Source organism: Campylobacter volucris, assembly GCF_008011665.1.
In the GTDB taxonomy this organism is placed as follows: Bacteria; Campylobacterota; Campylobacteria; order Campylobacterales; family Campylobacteraceae; genus Campylobacter_D; species Campylobacter_D volucris_A.
The window spans coordinates 135,334-158,733 of the sequence record NZ_VOWJ01000031.1 but is presented as its reverse complement, the minus strand read 5'-3'; the positions used below and the strand labels follow the sequence as shown (position 1 = coordinate 158,733).

Genomic DNA, 23,400 nt, shown 5'->3' with positions numbered 1-23,400 from the left:
TTAATCCTTTATGATTTCTTTTATAAAAGGTTTAATTAAAACATACAGATCGCTAAGCTCAGGGCCATGTTTTGCACCTGTTAAAACTAAACGCAATGGCATAAAGAAATTTTTGCCTTTTAAATTAGTTTTATTCATAAGATCTTTTTTGAATGTTTCATAATCTTGAGCTAATTCTAAATTTTGTAAAATATCCTTGATCACATTACATTCATTTTCAAATTCTTCAAAATTCTTAGGTGTAAAGATATTTTGTATTTTTTCTTTGATTTTATTTAAAGTACTAGCTTCTTGAGTATAAAATTTGGCCAATTTTGCCACATCTTTACCTAAATTTAACATTTCATTTAAAGTATTCTCATCAAGCATTTTTATATGCTCACGATTTATTTGCATTAAACGCTTAGTATCAAATCTAGCAGGAGATTTTGAAAGATTTTTTAAATCAAACCATTCTATGGCTTCTTCTAAGGTAAAAATTTCTTTAGGAGTTTTATTACCCAAAAGCAATAAATAATTTGCAATAGCACTAGCTAAATACCCGTTATCAAGCATCCACTTTACGCTAGAATGAGCTTCTCTTTTGCTCATTTTAACACCTTCTTCATTTAAAATGATAGGCAAATGTGCATAAGTCATATTTTTATCATACCCTAAACTTGCTCTAATATGCTCTTGTTTAGGAGTATTTGAAACATGATCTTCGCCCCTTATAATACAAGTCACACCTTCTAACATATCATCTACCGCACAAGCAAAATTATAAGTTGGAGTTTTATCTGTTCTCATGATAACAAAACTATCAATATCAGCTGGATTAAAAGCAATCTCTCCTTTGATAAAATCAGTAAATTTCATCTCTTTATTTGGTTTTTTAAGTCTTACAACAAATGGTTTTTCACTATTTAAAACATCAATATCAGCTAAATTCTCGCAAGTTCCATCGTATCTATAAGCTTGGTTTTTATTTTTTGCTTCTTCTTTTTTTTTCACTAATTCTTCTTCAGTGCAAAAACACGCAAAAGCTTTTTTTTCACTTACCAATTTCAAAGCCATTTGGCGATGAAATTTTAAATTTTCACTTTGAATATAATAATGCTGCCAAGTTATACCGAATTTTTTTAAAATATCTTTAATCTCTTCTTCTTTTCCAATTATATTTCTAGCATTATCAGTATCTTCTATACGCAAAATAAAATCAGTATTTTCTTGCTTAGCTTTAATGTAATTAATTAACGCAGCTCTTAAATTTCCAATATGCATATCTCCTGTAGGAGAAGGTGCAAACCTATACATTCAATATTCCTTTATCGTAATTTTTGAAATTATACAATTAAATCATTACTTATTATTTAAGTTCTCAAAAATTCACTCATATTAAGTATAATTTTAATGCAAAAACAATCAAAAGGATTAAAAATGAAATTAAAATTAGCTTTAGCTGCTTTGACTTTAGCAAATCTTACTTTTGCAAAAGATGTAGTAATACAAGCAAAAGATTTACCTCAAAACTCACAATCTTTCATCCAAAAATATTTTTCTAGCGCAAAAATATCATTAGTTAAACAAGATATAGATAGTTTTGATGTGTATTTAGATGATGGAACAGAACTTGAATTTACAATCAATGGAGAATGGAAAGAAATCGATGCTAAATATAAACCTATAGATACATCTTTTTTAAATCCTAATGCTATTGCTACTATTGAAAAAATGCATCCAAATGCAAATATTATTAAAGTAGAGAAAGAAATTCAAGGATACAAAATCAAGCTTAACAATATGATAGAAATCTACACTGACGCAAATGGTAATTTATTAGGACAAAAAATAGATGATTAATCTAATCTCAAGCTATTTAGCTTGAGGTTTAATTTTTATATGAATTCAAAGCTAATTCTTGAATTTGATAATTTGCTATTTTTTCGTATGCAAAGCCTTTTTGTGCTAAAAAATCTAATATAATTTTTTCCATCTTTTCTAAAGACTTTAAAACTTCTTTTGAAATTTCAAAACTTAAAGGCTCAATGCGTTTTGGCACACATGCAAGAATATGAGTTTTTGGTAAATCACCCATTAATTCCATATATTGTAAAGTTTGAAGCATTTCTACTTCATGAGCACTACCGCTCCAATTAATTTTTTTTGGCATAACATCATAAGGAAAAAAGAAAATATCTCCTATCTTTGCATCATCAGCAGCTATACAATCAATAACAACCATTTCATCATAACTAGCAATAATATAACTAAGTTGCAAAGCTAAAGTTCCACCATCAATAAAATCTACACTATCACTCTCATGATAAAATTTGTAGTTTTTTTCTAAGAGTTTGCACAGATGAACACCTAAGCCCTCATCTGCAAACATAATATTTCCAATGCCTAAAATTAATAATCTCAATGATTTTCTCTTACAAATTTATAACCACTAAAAATAGCATCTAAAGCACCATCTTTACCTTTAACTGAATTAAACACAGCCATATAAATATGAACTGGAACAAAAATCAATACAACCCACATTAAAATTCTATGATAGGTTCTAACATCAGCCAAACCACCAAGCATCGCTTCAATAGGTCTTAAAATATTATATAAAAACCCACCTAAACCTTCATGATAAACATGCATATAAAGAATCAATCCTGTTAAAATCAACCCAAACATTGCAAAATAAAAGAATAAATAAGTAACAAATTGCAAAGGATTATATACACCTTGTAAATGAGGATGTTTTCCCAAGAAAATGTAAAATTTAATTTGCTCTATCCATAATTTTACATTGAAAATATCTTTGATACTTTTTCTTTCACCATCGCTTTTTTTATCAAAAAAGAATAGATAAAGTTTAAACATAATACAAGCAATCAATATAAACCCAAAAATTTGATGAATCATACGATATTTTGCTTGCATAAATAAATTTGGCTCTGAAGATATAAAAGGAGACTGAAATACATATGAAATATAATATCCAGTTCCCACTAAAATCACAATAGCAAAAGCTCTTAACCAATGCGTAAAACGAAGCCCAATACTAAATTCATATTGAGCTTTTCTATCTGATTTTAAGGAGTGTTTAGAATCCATAATACTAAAGTCCTTTCCTTATAAATTTACATTTACTTTATACTCGCTAAGATTATTACCTTTAGTATCCATAACATGCACCGCACATGCAATACAAGGATCATAAGAATGTATAGCTCTTATAATTTCTAAAGGCTGTTTAACATCAGCTAGTTTTGTACCTATAAGACATTGTTCATAACTTCCACCTACACTATTTGCATCTTTTGGACTTGCATTCCAAGTAGAAGGAACTACAGCTTGCCAATTTTCAATCACGCCATTTTTAATTCTACACCAATGGCTTAATGCTCCACGAGGCGCACTACCCATAAATCTACCTTTATATTCTTTATTGTTATCAATTGTATAAGTAGCACAAGTGCTTTCATCAGATTTTAAATTTTCCACTAAAGAATTAAAAGCTTTCAAACCATTATCAGCAATAATTTTAGCTTCAATTGCTCTAGCCCCTGTTCTTCCTAAAGTACTCATTAAAGCTTCTAAAGGTAAACCAGTAGCTTTTAAGAAAGCATCTGTTTCTTTAACAACAATTTGATTTCCTTTAGCATAATTTACTACAATATTTGCTAATGGTCCAACTTGCATTGGTAAATTTTCATATCTTGGTGCCTTAATCCAGCTATATTTACCCTTAGTATCAAATACTTTACTATGAACCATATTTCCTTTATCATCAATACTTTCACCATCAACTAAGCCTGTGTAATTTGGAGTTGTTTTACCATCATATGGATGTAAAGCTTCATTGTCTGCATACCAAGATCTTGTAGCTTCTTCAGTGATTTTTGCTTCATCTACTTCTTCAACTTTACTTAAATTACCATTTTTAATAATACCACCTTCAAACAACCATTCATCTTTGGAAACTTGGAATTCTTTTTCAGTATAGAAGTTATTAACCCCAACATCATTTAATACACTTGCTTCTTTAGAATAAGCTTTAGCTGCCATAATTAAATCAGGGTAGTAAGCACGATTAATAAAATCAGCTACTTCTTGAAATTTAGTCATATATTCAGCCATTCTAGAAGGATTTAAAAGATCCATAACACAAGTCACACCACCAACAGTTAAACTTTGTGGATGCGGATTTTTAGCTCCAAAAATTGCCATAGCTTGAGCTATAATTCTTTGAATTTTTAAACACTCTAAGTAATGTGAGAGTGCTATTAGATTTTGCTCTGGAGTAAAGCGATAAGTTGGATGCCCATAATATGCATTAGCAAATGGCCCAAGATTTCCTTTATCCACAAAAGTTTTTACTCTTTGTTGTACTTCTAAAAGTTTATCTGCACCTGCACCATAAGGTATATCTGTATATTTGAATGCTTCATCACTTGCTTTTTTAACATCAGCACTCAAAGCACTTACAACATCAACAAAATCAAGACCATGGAGTTGATAAAAATGGACAACATGATCATGCATATATAAAGCTGCATTCATCAAAGTTCTGGTTAATACTGCATTTAAAGGCGGAGTAATACCCAAAGCATTTTCAACAGCTATAATACCAGCTCTATAATGAGAAAAAGTACAAACACCGCAAATTCTTTGAGTTAAAAAACCTGCATCCCTAGGATCTCGTCCTTTTACAATAGTTTCTATACCTCTCCATAGTGTTGATCCTGAATAAGCTTCTTTAATAACATTATTTTCATCAACCACTACTTCAATTCTTAAATGCCCTTCTATCCTAGTGAGTGGATCTACAATAATTCTTTTTGACATTTTTAATCCTTATTTTTTTCTAATGAAGCAATAACAGCATGAGCAGCAATAGCAACTCCTGTTACACAAAGCACACCTATACCAATTTTATCCGAAACGCTATCTGCTCCTAATCCTAAAACCGTATCAAACTGATGACTTGCCATAGGCTTTTCAAAAGGCCCCATAGTATCCCAAAAATCAGGCTCTGAACAACCTATACAACCATGTCCAGCTTGAATAGGCCAAGAAGTATGTTGATTAAATCTTTCTCTTGAACAATTATTAAAAGTATAAGGTCCTTTACAACCTACTTTATATAAACAATATCCTTTTTTAGCTCCCTCATCGCCAAATTGCTGTACAAATTCACCCGCATCAAAACGCCCTCTTCTTTCACACAAATCATGAATTCTAAGTCCATACGCCCATTTTGGTCTATTATAAGCATCAAGCGCAGGTAATGTTTGATAAAGTATATAATGAATTACATTTCCCACTATATTTTTTTCACTTGGAGGGCAGCCTGGCACATTGATAACTGCTTTGTTTGTTACCTTGCTTAAACTTACAGCATTACTAGGATTTGGTCTAGCAGCTTGGATACCTCCAAAAGCTGAACAAGTTCCTATAGCAAAAATAGCTAAAGCATTATCACAGGCTTCTTGTGCAACTTGCTTACCTGTTTTACCATGTGGCCCTATAGTTAAAAAGTGTTCTGTATTTCCAGTAGGAATACCACCTTCAACCATTAAAATATATCTACCCTTATATTTTTCCATAGCTTCTTCAAGGTTGTGTTCAGCCTGCCATCCTGCTGCACCCATTATAGTTTCATGATATTCCAAGGAAATATGATCAAAAATCAAGCTATCTATACTTGGAGCATCGCTTCTTAATAAACTTTCAGAACAACCTGTGCATTCAGCCATATGAAGCCATATTACCGGAAGCCTATCGCTAAGTTCAGCTGCTCTTGCAACAACCGGAGTAAAACTAGCAGGTAATGCCAAAAAAGCTGTCATAGCTCCAGCCCATTTCATAAAATCTCTTCTTGAAAAGCCCGACTGTTCTAAAGCCTTTGATATGGAAATTCCATTTTTCAAAAGAGGGAGTTTTTCCAATTCGTCTAAACGGCGATTAAAAACATCTAAATCACTCATTTGTTTTTCCTTAAAAAATAAAAAGTACCAAAAATAAATTCTAGAATAATAATTGTTAAGAATTTATAAAAAATAAAAATTTTTATAAAATATACTTTATATTTAAAATTTAATGATAATAAGATATTTTTAATCTCAAATAAGCAAGCCTATACTTGCTTATCTTTTGTTTATAATGATATCTTCATCACTTGCGTCTATTATTATCTCATCATTAGCATTAAGCTTATCGGCTAATATCATATCGCTTAGTTTATCTTCAACCATATCATGCATAGCTCTTTTTAAAGGTCTAGCACCAAAATCAACATCAAAACCAACTTTAGCTATAAACTCAGCTGCTTTATCACTAAGTATAGCTTTTATACCTTTATTTTCAAGATTTTTTTGCAAATTCTTAAATATCAATTTTACTATCTTAATAGCTTCATCATTGCCCAAAGGGTTAAAAGTTATAATATCATCTAAGCGATTTAAAAATTCAGGTCTAAAAAATTCTTTTAAAGCTTCTTTTATAGCCTTAGCTCTTTCTTCACCTTTTAAATTCATTATAAAATTTGCACCTATATTTGATGTTAGTATTATTATAGTATTTGAAAAATCTACACTAACACCTTTGCTATCAGTTGCCTTTGCATCATCTAAAATTCCCAAAAGTATATTAAATACATCTTTATGTGCTTTTTCAACTTCATCAAACAATATCACACTATAAGGTTTTCTTCTAACAGCTTCTGTTAGTTCTCCACCTTCTTCGTGTCCTATATAACCTGGAGGAGCCCCTAAAAGCCTTGATACACTATGTTTTTCCATAAATTCACTCATATCAAAACGTATCATAGCTTTTTCATCATCAAACAAAAATTTAGCCAAAGCCTTTGCACTTTCTGTTTTTCCAACCCCAGTCGGCCCTAAAAATAAAAAACTTCCTATAGGCTTAGAGCTTTGATTAAGTCCTGCTTTATTACGCTTTATAGCTCTTGCTAAAGCTTTTAAAGCTTCATCTTGTCCTACTACACTTTCTTGCAAATACTCTTGTATGTGTAAAAATTTCTCTTTTTCAGAAGTTAGCATTTTTTGCACACTAATTCCCGTCCATTTGCTTAAAATTCCAGCTACTAAATCCTCATCGACTTGATTTTTAAGTAATACTCCATTTTCGCTCATTTTTTTCCATTTTTCTTCAAGCTCTATTACTTCTTTTTCACATTCTGGAATTTTTCCATATTCTATTTCAGCTGCTTTTTGAAAATCTCCTTTATTTTTAGCAAAAATAGCCTCACTTTTTAAATTATCTATTTCTTTTTTCTTTAAGCTTATAGAATTAAATACACTTTTTTCATTTTCAAATTGAGAATTTAATTTACCTTGTTCTTCTTTTAAATTTGCTAATTCTTTGTTTATTTCATCTATTCTTTTTTCATTTATTTCATTTTTTTCCATTTTTAAAGCTTCATTTTCTACTTCCAAGCTTTCTATTTGTTTTCTAACTTTTCTTAGTGAATTTGGCTCACTTTCTATTTGCATTTTAAGTTCGGCTGCTGCTTCATCTATCAAGTCTATAGCCTTATCAGGCAAAAATCTATCAGCAATATAACGCTTAGATAATCTAGATGCAGCTACCAAAGCACTATCATTGATACTTACATTATGATGAATTTCTAATTTTTCTTTTATACCTCTAAGCATTGCCAAAGCTTCATTTATACTAGGTTCTCCTACATTTATAGGCTGAAATCTTCTTTGTAAAGCTGCATCTTTTTCAAAATATTTTCTATACTCTTTTAAAGTAGTAGCTCCTATAGTATGAAGCTCTCCTCTTGCTAAAGCAGGTTTTAATATATTTGCTGCATCCATACTTCCTTCGCTAGCTCCAGCTCCCACTATAGTGTGAATTTCATCTATAAACAAAATAATGTTTTTATGTTTTATAACCTCATTCACAACAGCTTTTAATCTATCTTCAAATTCACCTCTATACTTAGCTCCAGCTATCAAAGCACTCATATCTAAAGCTATAACTTTTTTATTTTGCAAAGAAGTCGGAACATCTTTTTTAGCTATTCTTTGAGCTAAAGCTTCTACAACAGCTGTTTTTCCAACGCCTGGCTCACCTAATAATATAGGATTATTTTTTGTTTTTCTTATTAAAATTTGCATTAATCTTTGAATTTCTTCTTCTCTTCCTATAACTGGATCAAGTTCGTTATTTAAAGCTTTTAACGTTAAATCTATACCAAATTTAGATAAAGAATCTAAAGTTTCATCGCTTGTTTTACTATCTATTTTATTGTTTCCTCTTATTAGCTCTAATTCTTTTTTTAATTCATTTATATCTAAAAATTTGGACAATATTTCTTTTATCGGCTGATTGTTACTTTCTGAAATTAACCACATATCAACTGCTAAATAATGATCGCCATTTTTTAATGCCAAACCCTTAGCACTCTCTAAAGAATTGACAAATTCATTTGAAAATTTAATATTTTCTTTATTTATATTAGAACTAGTAGGTAAAGATGAAATTTTACTTTTTATTTCAAGCTCAAAAGCTTCTTTTGAAATATTTAACTTATTAAATACTTGATTTAACAAACTAGAACTATCCACACTCAAAGCCCATAATAAATGAAGTGGTTTTATCTCGCTATTTTTACTATGAATTGCTAAAGATACAGCACTTTCTATATTTGAAATCATCGTATCAGTTAAAAATTCTTGTATATTTGCCATATCAAACTCCTTTAATTTTATTTATATAAATCATATTATATAACTTTAGTCTATTAATGTCAAATTTATTTAGTTATTTTTATTAAAAAATCTTTATATCATATTAATTATATATGTGCAAAAATATTTTATATTATTTACGAATTTTTAAGCAAAAAGCACTAAAATTATGTATTTATTTTAATTATTTTTTTGGAGTCCTCCTTTGAAAACAAAAAGAAATCTTATCATTATGGCCAGTTTGTGTAGTTTGCTAACCGCTTCATTTATTTTCACACATTTACAAGCTAAAAATACCCCTACTAGCGAAGCTGAAAAAAAAATCGAAGCCTTATCAAAACTAACAAAAACTATGTCTATCATAGAGCAATATTATGTTGATGATGTAAATTATACTGATTTAGTTGATAAATCGATTGCAGGATTATTAACAAATTTAGACGCTCATTCTTCTTTTTTAGATGAAAAAGGATTTAAGGAATTAAAAGAACAAACTAATGGAGAATTTGGCGGTTTGGGTTTTACTATTACTCAAAAAGACGGGGCAATTACTGTGGTAGCTCCTATCGAAGGAAGCCCTGCTGATAAAGCTGGTATAAAAACAGATGATATTATTTTAAGAATTAATAACGAATCAACCTTAGGTATGACACTCAATGAAGCTGTTTCAAAAATGAGAGGAGAACCTAAAACTAAAGTTAGTTTAACTATTTATAGAAAAGGTGAAAATAAGCCTTTTGATGTAAATTTAAAAAGAGATATTATAAAAGTAGATAGTGTTTATACTAAAATAATAGAAGATGAAAATTTACTTTATATCCGCATTACTAATTTTGATAAAAATGTTGTTGATGAAGCTAGCAAGGCCATTAAAAAGCATCCTAAAGTTAAAGGAATTATATTGGATCTTAGAACAAATCCTGGCGGAGTGTTAAATCAAGCAGTGGGCTTGGTAAATCTTTTTGTAGACAATGGTGTTATTGTCTCTCAAAAAGGAAAAATCGAAAATGAAAATGTTGAATTTAAAGCAAATCCTAGCAAAAAAATATCTAATGCGCCTTTGGTGGTGCTAGTAAATGGAGGTAGCGCGAGCGCAAGTGAAATAGTAAGCGGTGCTTTACAAGATTTTAAGCGAGCTATCATAGTAGGAGAAAAAACCTTTGGTAAAGGTAGTGTTCAGCTTATATTACCTATAGATGAAAAAGGTAAAGAGGGTTTAAGACTTACCATAGCAAAATATTATCTTCCAAGTGGTAGAACCATACAAGCAGTTGGTGTTACTCCTGATATAGAAGTTTTCCCAGGAAAAGTTAGCAAAAATGAAAACAATGGTTTTGAAATCAAAGAAGCAGATCTTAAAAAACATTTACAAGCTGAACTTGATAAAATTGGACATAATGATACTAAAAATGATAAAAAAGAAGATAAAAATATCATCACTAAAGAGCAAATCAATAATGACATTCAACTTAAAACAGCTATTGATGCTATTAAAATTTTAAACATCACCAAAGGAGAGTAAATGCCAAAAAAATTAGAGCTCTTATATGAAGGCAAAGGTAAAAAAATGTTTAAAACTGATGATGAAAACCTTCTCATCACAGAATTTAAAGATGATTTAACCGCATTTAATGCTGAAAAAAAAGGTAGTGAAGCTGGTAAAGGTGAATTAAATTGTAAAATTAGCACTGAAATTTTTTATCTTTTGGAAAAAGAAGGGGTAAAAACTCATTTAGTTGAAACTATTAGCGATAAAGAGCAACTAGTAAAAAAATGCCAAATTATACCTATAGAAGTTATAGTTAGAAATGTTGCAACTGGCTCTTTAACAAAAAGACTTGGAATTAAAGAAGGAGCTATCTTACCTTTTTCTGTGGTTGAATTTTGCTATAAAAATGATAGTCTAGGTGATCCTATTATCAATGATGAACATTGTTTGATTTTAAATTTAGTTAAAAGTGAAAAAGAATTAGAATTTATCAAACAAATTGCTAGACAAATTAATTCCATACTGGTTAAATTTTTCTCTTCTAAAAATCTTAGATTGATAGATTTTAAACTAGAATTTGGTATCGATAGTGATGGAAATATGATTTTAGCAGATGAGATAAGCCCAGATAGCTGTAGATTTTGGGATAGCAAAACAAATGAAAAATTAGACAAAGATAGGTTTAGACAAGATCTTGGTAATGTTAAAATGGCTTATGAAGAAGTATTAAAACGAATTTTGAGCTAGGTTGTCTAATGAAAGCTACTGTAAATATTACTTTAAAAAATGGCATTTTAGATCCACAAGGTAAAGCTATAGAAAAAGCTTTGCATTCTTTAGAATTTAACAATATTTCAAATGTAAAAGTTTCAAAACAAATTATTTTTGATATTAATACAAATGATAAAAACAAAGCCTTAGAGCAAATTCGCACCATGTGTGAACAATTACTTGCAAATACTATCATAGAAGATTATGAGATAATACTATGAAAATAGCAATTATCCAATTTCCTGGAACTAATTGTGAATACGATACTGCTTATGCTTTTGAAAAATTAAACATTAAAAGCGAAATCATTTGGCATGAAAGAGAAGATTTTAACGCTGATTTAATAGTGCTTCCAGGAGGATTTTCCTATGGAGATTATTTAAGATGTGCAGCTATTGCTAAATTTGCACCAGCTATAAAAACTTTAAAAGAACATGCTAAAAAAGGTGGCTACATATTAGGCATTTGCAATGGTTTTCAAATTCTTTTAGAATTAGGTTTATTAAGTGGGGCTATGAAATATAATGATAATTTAAACTTCATTTCTAAAATGCAAAAATTACAAGTAATATCTAATAACAATGCATTTTTAAAAAATTTTAACAAAAATGATATTATAGAACTACCTATAGCACATGGAGAAGGAAATTATTTCAACACTTTAGATGGTTTAAAAAAACTTGAAGATAAAGATTTAATTTTACTAAAATATCTTGATAATCCTAATGGTTCTTTAGATGATATCGCAGGAATTTGTGATGAAAATAAAAAAATTTTTGGACTCATGCCTCATCCTGAAAGAGCGTGCGATGAATTGCTTGGTTCGACTATAGGATTAGATTTACTCAAAGGATTTATAAATTGCTAAATTGTTTAAGATTTCTTTTTATTTTATTTTTTGCGTTAAATATCTATGCACAAGAAAATGGTGTTTTTGATGATTATAATGCTTTAGAAAAAAATTTTAACTCTCTTAATGATCAAGCAAAACAAATTTACAATACCATTTCTCCAAGTGATGAAAATGAATACGATGTAAAAATAGAAAAAGAAGATTTACCTAAAACTTCTTTAGTATTAAATGCAAAAAAATATACACAAAAAGCATATGTAGATGAAATTTTTTCCATAGAACTTGAAGCCATTACTACAACAAATGCAAATTTTGACTTAAATATTAGTTTTGAAAAAAGTGATGATATGATTTGGATCAATCAAAATCCAACTTGGCAACAAATGGCTAATTCTTATCATACTACTTTATGGTTTCAGGCTAAAAGCCTTAATGCAAATTTAAGCAAAATTATCGTTTTTTTAAGTAGAAATGATCAAATCATACAAAGTTCTTCTTTGATTATCAAACCTATTGTTTTAGAGAAAATAGATGCACCATCTAACAAATACTCTCATATAGTAGCTTCAAATTTAGAAGTAAAACAAGTTAAAGCCAATCACTTTGATAATGAAAATATGATTTTATTTATAGAATTAATTGGTGAAAATACCAATCTTGGTGGTTTTTATCTTAAAAATATTGAAAAACAAGGTGTTGAAGCTATTAAGGGGGATTTCAAAAAACAAAGTGCTTTTTATTATGCCATACTTGATAAAAGCAAAACTAGGTTTGATTTTTCATATTTTAACACCACTAAAAAAGAATTAAAAGAATTTTCCTTAAAAGTCGAACTCAAAGAAGATAGTATAAGCACACAAAGCGATCTTAATCCAAAAACCAATGATTTTAATTTTTACAAGCAAATTGTCTTTTGGATTTTATGCGGTATTTTTGCACTATGGTATTTGATCAAAAAAAGTTATATTGCTTTAGGTTTAGCGATTTTGACTTTAATTGCAAGCTTTTTATCACAAAATAATATTTATAAAGCTTCTTTAAAAGCACAAAGTCAAATTCAAATTTTACCAACAAAAAATTCTACTTCTTTTTCTTCTGGAGAGTATGAACAAGAAGTTGAAATACTCAATACAAGAGAAAATTATAAAAAAATTTTACTAAACAATGGCAAAATAGGATGGGTAAAAAATGAAGATTTGGCAAAAAATTAAAGCTTTGTTTTTTTGGATTGAATTTATTATAACTACTCTTATTTTATGTATATCGTTTTTAATCATAAAATCTCAAGATAAAATTTGGATATTAAGAAAATATTGGGCTAAATTTCAAAAATATGCGATTAATTATAAAATTCAACTCACAGGAGAGCTTCATCCACAAACTAATTTACTTTTAATCAACCATCAAAGCCTGCTTGATATAGTTGCATTAGAAGATCTATGCTCTAAAAATATATCTTGGATTGCTAAAAAAGAGCTTGGAGAACTCCCTATTTTTAAAATTCTAATTAAAAAATCTAAAATGATTTATATAGATAGGAGCCCTAAAGGCTTAGTTAAACTTTTAAAAGAAGCTAAAGAAAGATTAAAAGAAAATCGAATTTTAGCAATTTTTCCAGAAGGAACAAGATCAAACACACAAAAACTTTTAAAATTTAAAGTAGGAGCTAAAATTTTGGCAGAAAAATTGAAACTAAAGGTTCAACCTGTAGTTATAGTTGATTCGGCTAAAATTTTAGACACAAAAACTTTTAGTGCAAAAAGTGGAAATTTAAAAATCATTTTTTTAGATCCTGTTGATATAAGTAAAGAAAATTGGCTAGAACAAACACGAGAAGATATGCAAAAAATTCTTGATTTTTATAGACAAGAACTTTGATATATGAAAAATATCTATATTTTCAGCTTTTTCTTATGAAAATTTGCTATTTTTACAAAGTTGAAATTATTTTCACTTTGATTTAAATATATTTTAAATTTATATAATTAAACATTAAAGGAGATAAAATGCAATTTCAAACTGAAGTCAATCAACTTTTACAATTAATGATACACTCTTTGTATTCTAACAAAGAAATTTTCTTAAGAGAGCTTATATCTAATGCTAGTGATGCTTTAGATAAACTGAGCTATTTAAGCGTAAGCAACGATGCTTATAAAAATTTAAAATTTGAACCAAAAATTCAAATTAATTTTAACCAAGAAGCAAAAACATTAACCATTAGCGACAATGGTATAGGTATGAATAAAGAAGATTTAATCAATCACCTTGGAACTATAGCTAAAAGTGGCACAAAAAGCTTTTTGGAAAATTTAAGTGGTGATGCTAAAAAAGATTCTCAACTTATAGGTCAATTTGGTGTTGGTTTTTATTCAGCTTTTATGGTAGCTGATAAAATCGAAGTTTTAAGCAAAAAAGCTTTAGAAGACAAAGCTTATCTTTGGGTTTCTGATGCAAGTGGTTATGAAATAGAAGATGCTACAAAAGATGAACAAGGTACTACCATAACTTTACATCTTAAAGATGAAGAATTTTTAAATTCATATCGTATAGAAAGCATAATTGAAAAGTATTCTAATCATATACAATTTCCTATTTTTATGGAAAAAGAAGAAACTGTGCCTTTAGAAGAAGGTCAAACAGAGCCAAAAAAAGAATTAAAAAATACTCAAGTTAATACAGCAAGTGCTCTATGGAGACAAAATAAAGCAAATTTAAAAGCAGATGATTATGAAAAATTTTATGAGCAAAATTTTCATGATTCTAACAAACCTATGCTCTATATACACACAAAAGCAGAAGGTTCTATAGAGTATAATTCTTTATTTTTCATACCTTCTCAAGCTCCATTTGATTTATATAGAGTTGATTATAAAAGTGGTTTAAAACTTTATGTTAAGCGTGTATTTATCAGTGATGATGATAAAGAATTATTGCCAACTTATTTAAGGTTTATACGCGGAATCATTGATGTAGAAGATTTACCTCTAAATGTAAGTCGTGAAATATTGCAAGAAAATAAAATTTTAAAAAGCGTTCAAGAAGCAAGCGTTAAAAAAATCTTAGCAGAGCTTAAAAAATTTAAGGAAAAAGATAAAGAAAATTATCTTAAATTCCATGAAAATTTTGGAAAAGTTTTAAAAGAAGGTTTATATGGCTTTGGTGAAAATAAAGACGCTATCGCAAAACTTTTATATTTTAAAAATTCAAACAAAGAAGAATTAATAGATCTTGAAGAATATAAACAAAATTTACAAGAAGGGCAAAAAGAAATTTTTTATATCACTGGTAAAAATGAGAAAATTTTAAGAAATTCTCCACTTTTAGAAAGCTATAAACAAAAAAATATCAATGTTTTATTACTTGATGAAGAAATTGACACTATAGTAATGCCTATGATGAATGAATTTGAAGGTTTAAAATTTAGTGCAATCAATCATCTAGCTAATGAAGAAGTAAGTGAAGAGCAAAAAAGTGAATTTGCACCATTACTTATTAAAATCAAAGAAACTTTAAAAGATGAAGTTGAAGAAGTAAAACTAAGCCAAAGACTATCAAAAAGCCCAAGCTGTATAGTTTATGATCAAAACAAACCTGATTTTGCTATGCAACAAATTTTAAAACAAATGGGACAAGAACAACAAGTTAAACCTATACTTGAAATCAATCCTAATCATGAAATACTAAAAGCTTTAAAGGAAAATGATTCTTTGGCAAGCGAAATGGCTCATATACTTTTAAATATGGCAAAATTAAGCGAAGGTATGGGCATAGATAATCCTAATGAATTTAACAATGCTTTAAGTAAAATCGTATCAAAGGCTTTAGGTAAATGAAAAATATAGCCGTATCAAAAGATATATTAAAAGATTATTGCATAATCGATGTTAGAACTCCTAGTGAATGGAAAAATGGTATCGTAGAAAATGCAAAGCTTATCATGCTGTGTGATGATAATGGTTTATTAAATCAAAATTTTATAGAAGAATTTAAAAATACAATTGATTATAAAAACCAAAATATCGCTTTTATATGCGCAACAGGATCAAGAAGTAAGCATACAGCTTTGATGATAGAAGATGTTTTAGGGGTAGAATGCACTAATCTTGATGGAGGTATGGTAGCCCTTTTATCTCAAGGATATGAAGCTATTAAAAACTAATTTTCAAGAAGTAAGTTTTAACTTACTTCTTTTTAGGTCTAAATACTGAAATTTTATCTTCATTATTTTCTATATAAGCTCCACCTATTAAATCAACACAATATGGTATCGCAGGAAAAATAGGCTCTATACATTCTTTAATCGCTTTTGGATTGCCTGGTAAATTTACAATTAATGATTTATTTCTTATACCAGCACTTTGTCTAGAAAGTATAGCTGTTGGAACATATTCTAAGCTTTTTGCTCTCATTAACTCACCAAAACCTGGAAGCATTTTATCGCATACAAGTTCTGTAGCTTCTGGGGTTACATCACGCAAAGCAGGTCCTGTACCGCCAGTGGTGAAGATGAGATCACATTCTTTTTCATCAGATAAAAATGTTAATTTTTCAACAATCAAATCATACTCATCAGGAATCAACTCATAATAAAAAGTTTTTTCATTTTTTATATACTCATTTAAAATTTTTTCAATCTCAACTCCTGATTTATCTTCATAAACCCCACTGCTTGCTCTATCTGAAAGAACTAAAATTCCTATTTTAACCATTTTTACTCCATTATAATTTTTGATACATCTTCTTTTTCGATTTTTTCATTATCTAAAAGAATATTTGCAAGTTTTTCAATTTTTTCTTTCATTAATTCTAAAAATTCTCTTACTTCTTGTTTTTGCTCATATAATAAATTTTCATTAGACATATCAAAATTTTCCATAAAAGCTAAAAGTTCTTTGATTTTTAAAAAATCACTTTGAACATTGGTAAAAGTCTCATTAAAAATTAATTCCATTGCGACGCTACCTGCTAAATACACTTTAATTTTGTTTAAAAGTTCTGATTTAGCCTTAATAGTATTTTCAAATTCTTTAAACCTATCTTCAATTAAAGTAATTTTTTCAAATTTTACATCAAAATAAAATGCACATAAAGCCTTAGCAGCTTGATAAGTAGCTTGAATTTTCCTTTCTTTTTCATTAAGAGAAAAAATCTTTTTTTTGCCCATTAAAACTTTATTAAGTACAGCAAAAAAATCATTTTCTTCTATAAGCATAGATTTTCTTCTAATAGCATTGATAGCAGCTTCATTGACTAAAGTTTCTAATGCTGCTCCACTAAAACCCACACTAAGTTTGGCTATTTTTTCCAAATTTGCATTAGATTTTTTTTCTTTCATATAATTTTTTAAAATATTAACCCTATCTTTAAAATCAGGTAAAGAAATAAAAACCCTTCTATCAAAACGCCCAGATCGCAAAAGCGCACTATCCATAAGCTCAATTTTGTTTGTAGCTGCTATGACAATTACCCCACTATTATCTTCAAAACCATCCATTTGAGTCAAAAGCTGATTAAGAGTACTATCTCTTTCAACATTAGAAAAATCACCCCTACTTTTACCTATAGCATCAATCTCATCTATAAAAATGATGCTAGGAGCTTTTGATTTTGCTTTTAAAAAAAGCTCTCTAACTCTTTTTGCCCCCATTCCAACATAAATTTCCACAAAGCTTGCACCGCTTTGGTAAAAAAATGGCACACCTGCTTCTCCTGCAACGGCTTTAGCAATCAAAGTCTTTCCTACACCAGGTGGACCTACTAATAAAATTCCCTTTGGCATTTTCACGCCAAAATTTTTATATTTTTGTGGATTTTTTAAAAAATCAACAATCTCTAAAAGTTCAATCTTAGCTTCATCCACGCCTGCTACATCTTCAAATTTCACATCACTTACAACAGCTTGTATAGAATTGTTTTGTTCATTTTTTTCTAAAATGCTTTTTTCAAGTGATAATAAATTTTGTCTGTCTTTATTTTTTTTATTTAAAAATAACAAAAATCCTATCAAAAATGCAGACATGATTAAAACCATAAAAATATCACTTAAATGATAATCATTTGCAAATTCTAAAGGAATTTTGTCCCATAAAGTATTTAAATCTACTACCTCTTTTGCGATTAAATAATTACCTTCTGTACTTTTTAATAAAATTTCGTTATTGTCAATAATTGCTTTTTGGATTAAATTTTTATCTAAAAGTTCTTCATAATAAGTTTTGCTAATATTTTCTGGTTGGTGTTTTATCAAAACAATAACAAAAAGCACACAAAGTAGTAAAAATGATATTAAAATGATTTTTTTATTTTTCATTATCAAAAACTCACAAAATTATATTCATATTTTATATCATATTTTTCAATCTCAAGCCATTGCTTTGCAATATCTTGTTTAGTTTGAATTTTTATTTTATTGAAAAATTGATCATAACCTTCATAGAGTTCTCCTTTTTTGCTTTCTACTAAAATTTCTAATTTTTGTTTTTGTTTTTTTCTAAATTCAAAATTATTTTTTTCTACTATAGTTTTTAAAGTATTTAATCTTTCTTTAGCAATTTCTCCATTAATTCTTTCACTCATTAAAGCAGAATGTGTTCCATCCCGTGGAGAAAAAATAAAAGCATGGATATGAGTCAAATTAAAATTTTTAAAATTTTCCAAAGCATTTTCCCAAATTTCTTCACTCTCTCCTGGATGAGCCACTATAAAATCTGTGCCTAAAGCAAATCCTTTTTCACTTAGTTCATTAAATAAAGCTAAATCATTTTCAGTATGTGATCTTCTTCGCATAATACGCAACATTTTCTCATGAGTATGCTGTAGAGCAATATGCAAATGCCTCTCAAGCCAAGTTTCATTTAAAATTTCTTTAAAACTTTCATCTATCTGGGCTGGTTCTAAGCTTCCAAGTCTAATTCTTTTTATACCATCAATTCTACCTATAAATTGAAGTAATCTTCCTAAAGTGGTTTTTTCTTTTAAACCATAACTTCCTATATTTGTTCCTGTTAAAACTATCTCGCTGTAACCATTTTGAGCTAAAATTTTAACTTGTTTAACAATTTCATCTTGAGGAACGCTTCTTGATTTTCCTCTTACACTAGGAATAATGCAATAACTACAAGCAAAATCACAACCTTCTTGAATTTTTACAAAGGCTTTAGTATGGTTTTCATAATCACTAACTATTTTTGTATCTATAAAATTTAAATTACCTAGCTCGTAAAATTCTTTATTATAAGATATAAATTCATTAATTTTACTTTTATTTGAAGCCCCTAAAACTCCAAAAATTTCGTTTTTATCAAAAAAGTCTTTACCTTTGCTCACAGCTCCACAACCTGTAAGTATGACTTTTACTCCATTTTTTTTCACGCTATTTATATAAGCTCTAAGTCCGCTATCAGCTCCATTAGTCACTGTACAAGAATTAATCACAACTACATCCGCTTGCGTTTCATCTTGAACGATTTCATGTTCTTTTATATATGTTTTTAGTAATTGCGTATCATAAATATTTGTTCTACAGCCAAAAGTTTTAAAAAATACTTTTTTTTTCAAATATCTTCCTTATGTTCTACAAATTTATTTTTTGCAAGATAAAGATTTTGCGTTGGATATGCGATTTTAATATCTTCATGTTTGTTAAATTCATTAATAATTTCTTTGCTAATATTACTTCTTAAAGCTAAAGCTGCATACGAATTTGTCATATACCAAGCTGATATTCTCATCCCATAATTTTCAAAAAATGTAAAAAATCTTGGCTCTACTTTAGGATTTCTTATGCTGTATTCATTTCTAAGCTTTTCCATGGATTCTTTTGCTATTTTAGTGTATCCTTTGGAAGCTTTAATGACAATTTCTTGAACGATTTCTAAAGCTTTTTGATGATTAGAATCAAAAGTCAAAGTTATATCTAATCCATCCCAAACTGTTTTCATACCATGATGGGTATAATTTGAAATCAAATTGGTAAATATAAAATTATTTGGTATGAAAACTATCCTGCCACTTCTTCTATTATCAGTATAGGTTAAAAGTGTGATATCTTCATATAAAGTCATTCTTAAAAATGAAATATCTATGATATCTCCTATATATTGAGAATTATTTTGATAAACTCTAATTCTATCACCTACTCTAAAACTTCCTCCAAAAACTATCACACACCAGCCAAGCATAGACATAAACATATCTTTCATAGCAATAGCTAAACCTGCTGAAGCAAAACCTAGCACGGTTACCAAATAGCTGATATTTTCTATATATCCAAAAAGCAAAATTAAAACTATGACATTGATATTAATAAAATTGATAATTTTATTTGCCGTATAAAATCTGTCGTTATCTTCTATATATTTTCGAACTATAAATTTAAGCAAAAATGCCACAGCTATAACAATTATAATAGATAAAACTATATTAAAAGCTCTAAGTCCTTGTATTTTAATAGAAATTGTAGTTTTATCAATTTCTTCTTGAATTTTTTTCTCATAAACAGAATATGAAATCTCTCCAAAACGCAAAGTTTGAGAAAAATCTCTTATCATTTGATTAGAAATTTTTAAATATTCTTGATATTCTTTAGTAGGCTTTAATTTAACAAGCTCAGAGATGATGACATTTTCTTTATTTAACTCATCTAAAGTTTGTTTAAAACTATTTAAGATATTGATAAAATCTTCTTTATCTCTTTTTAATTTTTTAATATGAGAATAAGCTGGGATAATAGCCAAAGGATTAGTAATTTCATCGAGTTTATCAACTTCTTCAGGAGCTAAGATTAATTTAGAAAAATTAGTATTTTTATATTCATTTAAAAGTTCAAGTCTTTCTTTTAAAATTAAAATTTGTCTTTCTATAGCGATTTTGTTGTGCTCATTTGCTTTAAGGCTTTCTTTTTCCAAAGAAAGAATTTCATCTTGTGTGTTTTTATAAATTTTAAAATTATTGTATTTAATAACCCAAGTGTTATAGGATAAATTGTTATGTAATTGAGTAAGCTTTTGCTCTAAATGCTCGATATCATCTTGTGCAAACAAAATGCAAGTTAAAACCCATAAAAATAAAATAATCTTTCTCATGAAAACTCCTTAAGAGTTTTAAAAATATCGATTTTATCGATATCATTTTTAATACAAGCTTGACCCAAACCACAAGGTAGCACAAAATTTATTTTTTGATGATAGGTTTTTTTGTCTAAAAAAAATGCTTCATAAAATTCTTGAATATTGGAAATTTTATAAAATACGGGCAAATTAAATTTAGTTAATATCGACTTGATTCTTTGATATTCTTGCATACTTAGCATTTTTAAATTTAATGCTAAGGTATTTGCCATATGCATCCCTATAGCAACTGCTTCTCCATGTAAATATTGCCTATAATTAGTTTGATTTTCTATCACATGAGCAAAAGTATGACCATAATTTAAAAGCATTCTTAGACCATTTTCTTTTTCATCTTGAGAAACAATTTTAGCTTTTAAAGTTATACTTTCTTTGATAATTTTTGCTAACATTTTATCTTCTAAATTTGCATTTAAAAAATCATTTTCATTAATTTGCTCGATAAAATCTAAAATTTTATCATCAAAAATCACGGCCATTTTAATAAATTCAGCCATTCCAGCAGCAAGCTCACGCGAACTTAGAGTTTTTAAATACTCACTTTGACAATACACAGCCTTAGGCTGATAAAAACTACCTATAAGATTTTTGCCAAATTTATTATTTACTCCAGTTTTTCCACCCACACTAGCATCAACACAAGCTAACATGGTAGTTGGAACATTAATAAATTCAATACCTCTTTGATAAATGCTTGCTACAAATCCTCCCATATCAGAAATCACACCACCTCCAAAGCTAATGAGCAAACTTTTTCTATCTAGCTTATATGTAAACATTTGATTTACAATCTCTTCTATGGTTTGTAAATTTTTATACTCTTCACCATCTTTAATGCTAATAACAAATACTTCCTTAGCTTGAATTTTTTCTAAAAAATTATTTAAATGTAATTTTGCAATTGTTTCATTAGTTAAAACAACAACTTTGGTATCAAAATGCATTTTGCTCAATTCATCAATATATACTATATAACTTTTATCTTGATCCAAATTTACTTTTACTTGCATATTATTCTCATAAAGATGGTATAAATAATTGATAATTTTTATTCATTTTATAATATAAAGTATTAAGATCGGTTTTAAAAAATTTATTGAAATTATTTCCTAAAATTTTTTCATTAAATGGCACAAAATGTAAAACATTTTGCCTATAAGAAAATTTAGATATAGGATTGTGTTCTTTTTCTTCAATTTGTAAAAGTTTTTCATCATGAAGTCTTGAAAGGCTTTCAAAATACTGAGTATATTCAAAAAGCTCCATTTTATTAAGCTTGATAGCATAATAATGCAAACTCAAACTAAGCTGAATTTGTTTATTTAAATCAAGCATAATAGAAGCAATACCTTCTACATCTTCAAAATTTGAACTAAGCACTACAGAAGATTTTAAATCTGCAAAATCACCAAAACCTGCTTTTAACACAGGAATTTTTAAATTAAAAAAGAAATTTTTTTCTTTTTCAAAAAGATAATTTTCTACTACTATTAAACCAATATTTGTATTTTCTACATAACTTTTTATATTTTTAATATTGGTGTTATCATAATCAAAATTTACCTCTATGCTATTTTTATTCAAAGAACTAAGTTTATAATATATAGGAGTTAAAGTAGGATTAATGACTTTAAAATAAAGTTTTTTGCTATTAATTCTTATATGAAACAATAAACTTGCAAAAATTAATTTTTCTATAGCAAATTCACTCATTTTTTTCATATCTATAATGCATAAAATATTATCTCCAAAAGGTGAAGGAAAGCGACCTAAGCTTGTTTTGACATTAGAAAATACACTTTGTAATGCTTTGGGATCTCCAACAATTAAAATCGTATCATTTGGCATTAAAATCAAACCAGGACGGGCCAATATATAATCATTATTTCTATACACCATAACAATTCTAAAACGCTTTTGACTAATAGAGCTTATATGTCTATATGCAAAACTTGAACCAGCTGGAATTTTAACTTCCATTATTTCGCCTTTTCCAAGCCCTATAAATTGAGCCATAGAAGGCATATTATCCAAACATCCTGTTAATCTGGTATTTAAGGTATTATAAATATTAATCACTTCACAAAAACTATCATCTATCTCTAAACCCCAAAAATCCATCAATACTACATTTAATCTTGTATCAATTTTTCTTAAATTTTCATAACAAGCTAAAACATCTTCTTTATTTTGCATATAAACGATAGCTTGGTGATACTTTTTTTTAAATAAACTCTCAAGTTTAATCAAACTAGTTGGATCAAATTTATGATAAATAAATTGATCATTTTTTAAATTTAAATCTATGCTATTATCATCATAATACACTATGTCTAATGTTTCTTTAAAAGCTTTATTATTGTATAAATTTTGTATAAATTCTTTAGCAAAAATTCCATCAACCAAAACTAAAATTTTATTCATTAAATCCTCTATAGATTGAAAATATCATTA

21 protein-coding genes are annotated in these 23,400 nt (G+C 28.1%); 9 read left to right on the top strand and 12 right to left on the bottom strand.

Annotation, left to right across the window (positions count from 1 at the left end):
* Complete coding sequence (gene gltX / locus FPD38_RS06770; RefSeq protein WP_147555964.1) at positions 1–1,296, bottom strand: glutamate--tRNA ligase; 1,296 nt, start codon at positions 1,294–1,296, stop codon at positions 1–3.
* A 123-nt stretch (positions 1,297–1,419) separates the two neighbouring features.
* On the opposite strand from gltX, the gene FPD38_RS06765 reads away from it, so the two are divergent.
* Positions 1,420–1,842, top strand: a complete 423-nt coding sequence (locus tag FPD38_RS06765; protein WP_147555963.1) for a PepSY-like domain-containing protein — start codon at positions 1,420–1,422, stop codon at positions 1,840–1,842.
* 28 nt (positions 1,843–1,870) lie between these two features.
* Here FPD38_RS06765 and FPD38_RS06760 read toward each other — a convergent pair whose 3' ends face one another.
* The 5 genes from FPD38_RS06760 to FPD38_RS06740 all read right to left on the bottom strand — a co-directional run bounded on the left by FPD38_RS06760 (position 1,871) and on the right by FPD38_RS06740 (position 8,702).
* Positions 1,871–2,404 carry a HyaD/HybD family hydrogenase maturation endopeptidase gene (locus FPD38_RS06760; protein ID WP_147555962.1) on the bottom strand — a complete coding sequence of 178 codons (534 nt, stop codon included), beginning with the start codon at positions 2,402–2,404 and terminating at the stop codon, positions 1,871–1,873.
* Positions 2,401–3,093 carry a Ni/Fe-hydrogenase, b-type cytochrome subunit gene (gene cybH, locus FPD38_RS06755; protein WP_147555961.1) on the bottom strand — a complete coding sequence of 231 codons (693 nt, stop codon included), beginning with the start codon at positions 3,091–3,093 and terminating at the stop codon, positions 2,401–2,403. The genes FPD38_RS06760 and cybH overlap by 4 nt, the downstream gene beginning before the upstream one ends.
* An 18-nt stretch (positions 3,094–3,111) precedes the next feature.
* The gene (locus tag FPD38_RS06750) at positions 3,112–4,827 is read right to left on the bottom strand and encodes a nickel-dependent hydrogenase large subunit (RefSeq protein WP_147555960.1); all 1,716 of its coding nucleotides are present in this window, start codon (positions 4,825–4,827) and stop codon (positions 3,112–3,114) included.
* A gap of 2 nt (positions 4,828–4,829) precedes the next feature.
* On the bottom strand, positions 4,830–5,969 hold the full coding sequence (locus FPD38_RS06745) for a hydrogenase small subunit (protein ID WP_147555959.1): 1,140 nt from the start codon (positions 5,967–5,969) through the stop codon (positions 4,830–4,832).
* A 159-nt stretch (positions 5,970–6,128) separates the two neighbouring features.
* The gene (locus tag FPD38_RS06740; RefSeq protein WP_147555958.1) at positions 6,129–8,702 is read right to left on the bottom strand and encodes an ATP-dependent Clp protease ATP-binding subunit; all 2,574 of its coding nucleotides are present in this window, start codon (positions 8,700–8,702) and stop codon (positions 6,129–6,131) included.
* 205 nt (positions 8,703–8,907) lie between these two features.
* Between FPD38_RS06740 and FPD38_RS06735 the strand changes: the two genes are divergently transcribed.
* From FPD38_RS06735 to FPD38_RS06700, 8 genes are all read left to right on the top strand, one after another.
* Complete coding sequence (locus FPD38_RS06735; RefSeq protein ID WP_147555957.1) at positions 8,908–10,224, top strand: S41 family peptidase; 1,317 nt, start codon at positions 8,908–8,910, stop codon at positions 10,222–10,224.
* On the top strand, positions 10,225–10,938 hold the full coding sequence (gene purC / locus FPD38_RS06730) for a phosphoribosylaminoimidazolesuccinocarboxamide synthase (protein WP_147555956.1): 714 nt from the start codon (positions 10,225–10,227) through the stop codon (positions 10,936–10,938). It begins immediately after the preceding gene.
* Positions 10,939–10,946: 8 nt separating this feature from the next.
* Positions 10,947–11,183 carry a phosphoribosylformylglycinamidine synthase subunit PurS gene (gene purS / locus FPD38_RS06725; RefSeq protein WP_147555955.1) on the top strand — a complete coding sequence of 79 codons (237 nt, stop codon included), beginning with the start codon at positions 10,947–10,949 and terminating at the stop codon, positions 11,181–11,183.
* Positions 11,180–11,830, top strand: a complete 651-nt coding sequence (gene purQ, locus FPD38_RS06720) for a phosphoribosylformylglycinamidine synthase subunit PurQ (RefSeq protein ID WP_147555954.1) — start codon at positions 11,180–11,182, stop codon at positions 11,828–11,830. The genes purS and purQ overlap by 4 nt, the downstream gene beginning before the upstream one ends.
* The gene (locus FPD38_RS06715) at positions 11,824–13,026 is read left to right on the top strand and encodes an SH3 domain-containing protein (RefSeq protein ID WP_147555953.1); all 1,203 of its coding nucleotides are present in this window, start codon (positions 11,824–11,826) and stop codon (positions 13,024–13,026) included. Before purQ ends, FPD38_RS06715 begins: the two co-directional genes overlap by 7 nt.
* Positions 13,004–13,693, top strand: a complete 690-nt coding sequence (locus FPD38_RS06710; RefSeq protein WP_147555952.1) for a lysophospholipid acyltransferase family protein — start codon at positions 13,004–13,006, stop codon at positions 13,691–13,693. Before FPD38_RS06715 ends, FPD38_RS06710 begins: the two co-directional genes overlap by 23 nt.
* A 128-nt stretch (positions 13,694–13,821) precedes the next feature.
* Positions 13,822–15,651, top strand: coding sequence for a molecular chaperone HtpG (gene htpG / locus FPD38_RS06705; RefSeq protein WP_147555951.1), 1,830 nt, complete (start codon positions 13,822–13,824; stop codon positions 15,649–15,651).
* On the top strand, positions 15,648–15,977 hold the full coding sequence (locus tag FPD38_RS06700; protein ID WP_147555950.1) for a rhodanese-like domain-containing protein: 330 nt from the start codon (positions 15,648–15,650) through the stop codon (positions 15,975–15,977). Before htpG ends, FPD38_RS06700 begins: the two co-directional genes overlap by 4 nt.
* A 22-nt stretch (positions 15,978–15,999) precedes the next feature.
* On the opposite strand, the gene mog is transcribed toward FPD38_RS06700, so the two are convergent.
* The 6 genes from mog to FPD38_RS06670 are packed head-to-tail and all read right to left on the bottom strand — an operon-like array spanning position 16,000 to position 23,370.
* Positions 16,000–16,527: a molybdopterin adenylyltransferase gene (mog, locus tag FPD38_RS06695; RefSeq protein WP_147555949.1), complete on the bottom strand. Its 528-nt coding sequence runs from the start codon at positions 16,525–16,527 to the stop codon at positions 16,000–16,002.
* Positions 16,528–16,529: 2 nt separating this feature from the next.
* A complete protein-coding gene (locus tag FPD38_RS06690) occupies positions 16,530–18,128 on the bottom strand; it encodes an AAA family ATPase (RefSeq protein ID WP_147555948.1) in 1,599 nt (532 codons plus the stop codon).
* A gap of 2 nt (positions 18,129–18,130) precedes the next feature.
* Entirely contained in the window at positions 18,131–19,375 is a 1,245-nt protein-coding gene (mtaB, locus tag FPD38_RS06685; RefSeq protein WP_147555947.1) for a tRNA (N(6)-L-threonylcarbamoyladenosine(37)-C(2))-methylthiotransferase MtaB, read from the bottom strand.
* Positions 19,372–20,901, bottom strand: a complete 1,530-nt coding sequence (locus tag FPD38_RS06680) for a mechanosensitive ion channel domain-containing protein (protein WP_147555946.1) — start codon at positions 20,899–20,901, stop codon at positions 19,372–19,374. Before FPD38_RS06680 ends, mtaB begins: the two co-directional genes overlap by 4 nt.
* Positions 20,898–21,956: a 3-dehydroquinate synthase gene (gene aroB / locus FPD38_RS06675; protein ID WP_147555945.1), complete on the bottom strand. Its 1,059-nt coding sequence runs from the start codon at positions 21,954–21,956 to the stop codon at positions 20,898–20,900. Before aroB ends, FPD38_RS06680 begins: the two co-directional genes overlap by 4 nt.
* A 7-nt stretch (positions 21,957–21,963) precedes the next feature.
* Complete coding sequence (locus FPD38_RS06670) at positions 21,964–23,370, bottom strand: COG3400 family protein (RefSeq protein ID WP_147555944.1); 1,407 nt, start codon at positions 23,368–23,370, stop codon at positions 21,964–21,966.
* Positions 23,371–23,400 lie beyond the last annotated feature (30 nt).

Bases quoted from the DNA above. Each gene is read 5' to 3' on its own strand.
- gltX (WP_147555964.1), bottom strand. From the start codon at position 1,296: ATGTATAGGTTTGCACCTTCTCCTACAGGAGATATGCATATTGGAAAT.
- FPD38_RS06765 (WP_147555963.1), top strand. From the start codon at position 1,420: ATGAAATTAAAATTAGCTTTAGCTGCTTTGACTTTAGCAAATCTTACT.
- cybH (WP_147555961.1), bottom strand. From the start codon at position 3,093: ATGGATTCTAAACACTCCTTAAAATCAGATAGAAAAGCTCAATATGAA.
- FPD38_RS06750 (WP_147555960.1), bottom strand. From the start codon at position 4,827: ATGTCAAAAAGAATTATTGTAGATCCACTCACTAGGATAGAAGGGCAT.
- FPD38_RS06745 (WP_147555959.1), bottom strand. From the start codon at position 5,969: ATGAGTGATTTAGATGTTTTTAATCGCCGTTTAGACGAATTGGAAAAA.
- FPD38_RS06740 (WP_147555958.1), bottom strand. From the start codon at position 8,702: ATGGCAAATATACAAGAATTTTTAACTGATACGATGATTTCAAATATA.
- purC (WP_147555956.1), top strand. From the start codon at position 10,225: ATGCCAAAAAAATTAGAGCTCTTATATGAAGGCAAAGGTAAAAAAATG.
- purS (WP_147555955.1), top strand. From the start codon at position 10,947: ATGAAAGCTACTGTAAATATTACTTTAAAAAATGGCATTTTAGATCCA.
- purQ (WP_147555954.1), top strand. From the start codon at position 11,180: ATGAAAATAGCAATTATCCAATTTCCTGGAACTAATTGTGAATACGAT.
- FPD38_RS06710 (WP_147555952.1), top strand. From the start codon at position 13,004: ATGAAGATTTGGCAAAAAATTAAAGCTTTGTTTTTTTGGATTGAATTT.
- htpG (WP_147555951.1), top strand. From the start codon at position 13,822: ATGCAATTTCAAACTGAAGTCAATCAACTTTTACAATTAATGATACAC.
- FPD38_RS06700 (WP_147555950.1), top strand. From the start codon at position 15,648: ATGAAAAATATAGCCGTATCAAAAGATATATTAAAAGATTATTGCATA.
- mog (WP_147555949.1), bottom strand. From the start codon at position 16,527: ATGGTTAAAATAGGAATTTTAGTTCTTTCAGATAGAGCAAGCAGTGGG.
- FPD38_RS06690 (WP_147555948.1), bottom strand. From the start codon at position 18,128: ATGAAAAATAAAAAAATCATTTTAATATCATTTTTACTACTTTGTGTG.
- FPD38_RS06680 (WP_147555946.1), bottom strand. From the start codon at position 20,901: ATGAGAAAGATTATTTTATTTTTATGGGTTTTAACTTGCATTTTGTTT.
- aroB (WP_147555945.1), bottom strand. From the start codon at position 21,956: ATGCAAGTAAAAGTAAATTTGGATCAAGATAAAAGTTATATAGTATAT.
- FPD38_RS06670 (WP_147555944.1), bottom strand. From the start codon at position 23,370: ATGAATAAAATTTTAGTTTTGGTTGATGGAATTTTTGCTAAAGAATTT.